General features: G+C 62.8%; 1 protein-coding gene and 1 pseudogene. One reads left to right on the top strand and one right to left on the bottom strand.

Features of this window, described 5'->3' with window-relative positions:
• Positions 1-1,764 (top strand): cyanophycin synthetase (gene cphA / locus Q0341_RS11075; RefSeq protein ID WP_299513185.1); only part of this gene is annotated, 1,764 nt, incomplete at its 5' end.
• Between the two features lie 127 nt (positions 1,765-1,891).
• On the opposite strand, the pseudogene Q0341_RS11070 reads toward cphA, so the two are convergent.
• A pseudogene (locus Q0341_RS11070) lies at positions 1,892-2,078 on the bottom strand (nitronate monooxygenase); the annotation flags it as partial.

Raw genomic sequence — 2,078 nt, 5'->3', positions numbered from 1 at the left:
GTCAGCGCCGAGCGTTATGGCACCGTGATGGTAGAGAAGTTTTTGCCCGGACACGACTTCCGCCTGTTGGTGGTGGGCGACAAACTGGTGGCCGCTTCGCGGCGCGAGCCCCCCTTGGTGGTGGGCGATGGTCAACACACGGTGCGCCAATTGGTTGACCTGGTCAACACCGACCCACGCCGGGGTGAAGGTCACGCCACCTCGCTCACCAAAATCCGTTTTGACGACATCGCCATGGGCCGCCTGCACGCCCAGGACCTGGAGCCCGAGTCGGTGCCCGCCAAAGGCCGCCGCGTGATTTTGCGCAACAACGCCAATTTATCAACGGGGGGCACCGCCACCGATGTGACCGACGAGGTGCACCACGAAGTCGCGGCCCGCGTGATCGCCGCGGCACAAATGGTGGGTGTGGACATTTGCGGCGTGGACGTGGTCTGTGAATCTTTGTCGCGCCCGCTTGAAGAGCAAAACGGCGGCATCGTCGAACTCAATGCGGCACCAGGCTTGCGTATGCACATCAGCCCCTCGTTTGGCAAAGGCCGTGACGTGGGCAACGCGGTGATCGACCACATGTTCCCCGATGGCAGCAACGGCCGCATCCCAGTGATTGCCGTGACCGGCACCAACGGCAAAACCACCACCGTGCGCCTGACAGCCCACTTGCTCAAAGCGCAAGGTCTGCGCGTGGGCATGACCAACACCGATGGCGTGTATGTGAACGGCCGCCAAACCGACTCGGGCGACTGCAGTGGCCCGCGCAGCGCCCGCAACGTGTTGATGCACCCGGATGTGGACGCCGCCGTGTTTGAGACCGCCCGGGGCGGCCTGCTGCGCGAAGGCCTGGCCTTTGACCGCTGCCAAGTAGCGGTGGTGACCAACTTGGGGGCCGGTGACCACTTGGGTTTGAACTACATCACCACACTCGAAGACCTGTCGGTGCTCAAGCGGGTGATTGTGCTCAACGTGGACCCCAAGGGCATGGCCGTGCTCAACGCCAATGACCCGGCCGTGGTCGCCATGGCGCGGCATTGTCCGGGCGATGTGACCTTTTTTGCCCTCGACGCCAACCATCCCGTGCTGGCCACGCACCGCGCTCAAGGCAAGCGCGTGGTCTATGTGGAGGACGGGGCCATCCTGGCGCAAAAGGGCAAACAGGTTTTTCGCATCCCCTTGAGCCAAGTGCCTTTGACGCGCCAAGGCCAGATCGGCTTTCAAACCGAAAACGTGCTGGCGGCCGTGGGCGCAGCCTGGGCTGTGGACGTGCCCTGGGACGCCATCGCCCAAGGCCTGTCCACCTTCATCAGCGACATCCAAGGCGTGCCTGGGCGCTTCAATGTGTTTGACTACCGGGGCGCGACGCTCATTGCCGACTACGGCCACAACCCCGATGCCATTGCCGCACTGGTGCAAGCCGTCAACAACATGCCTGCCCAAAAGCGGGTGGTGGTGATCAGCGGCGCAGGCGACCGGCGCGACCAAGACATCCGCGACCAGACGCAAATTCTGGGCAAGGCCTTTGACGAGGTGCTGCTGTACCAGGATGCGTGTCAACGCGGCCGCGTGGACGGCGAAGTCATTGCCTTGCTGCGTGAGGGCTTGCAAGGCGCGTTGCGAACCACCCATGTGCAAGACATCCAGGGTGAATTCAATGCCATCGACACCGCCCTGTCGCGCCTGTCACCGGGTGACTTGTGTCTGATTTTGATCGACCAAGTGGAAGAGGCATTGGCCTACATCACCGAAAAAGTCAAAGCGGTGAGCTGACCGGCACTCCGCTTCAAAGCCATATGTCAAAACGCCAACAGCCTCCATGCAGGAGGCCGTTGTGTGCGTTCAGCGCCCCTCGGGGTGCCAGGTTCCGGGCGGGCTGAGGCCCAAGCTCAGCGGAACTTCAAAGCGCCAAACGCGCACGCGCGGCCACGTACTCGCTGCGCAACTTGGCCACGCGCTCGGCGGTGCTGACGACACTGCCAATGGCACCAATGCCTTGGCCACAGCCCCAAATGTCTTTCCAAGCTTTTTTAGCGTCGCCACCGAAATTCATCTTGGTGGGGTCGGACTCGGGCAGGTTCTCGGGG

It is taken from the genome of uncultured Limnohabitans sp. (genome assembly GCF_937889215.1).
Lineage (GTDB): Bacteria > Pseudomonadota > Gammaproteobacteria > Burkholderiales > Burkholderiaceae_C > Limnohabitans_A.
The sequence above is the reverse complement of the archived record's forward strand: the minus strand, read 5'-3'. Positions and strand labels throughout refer to the sequence as shown.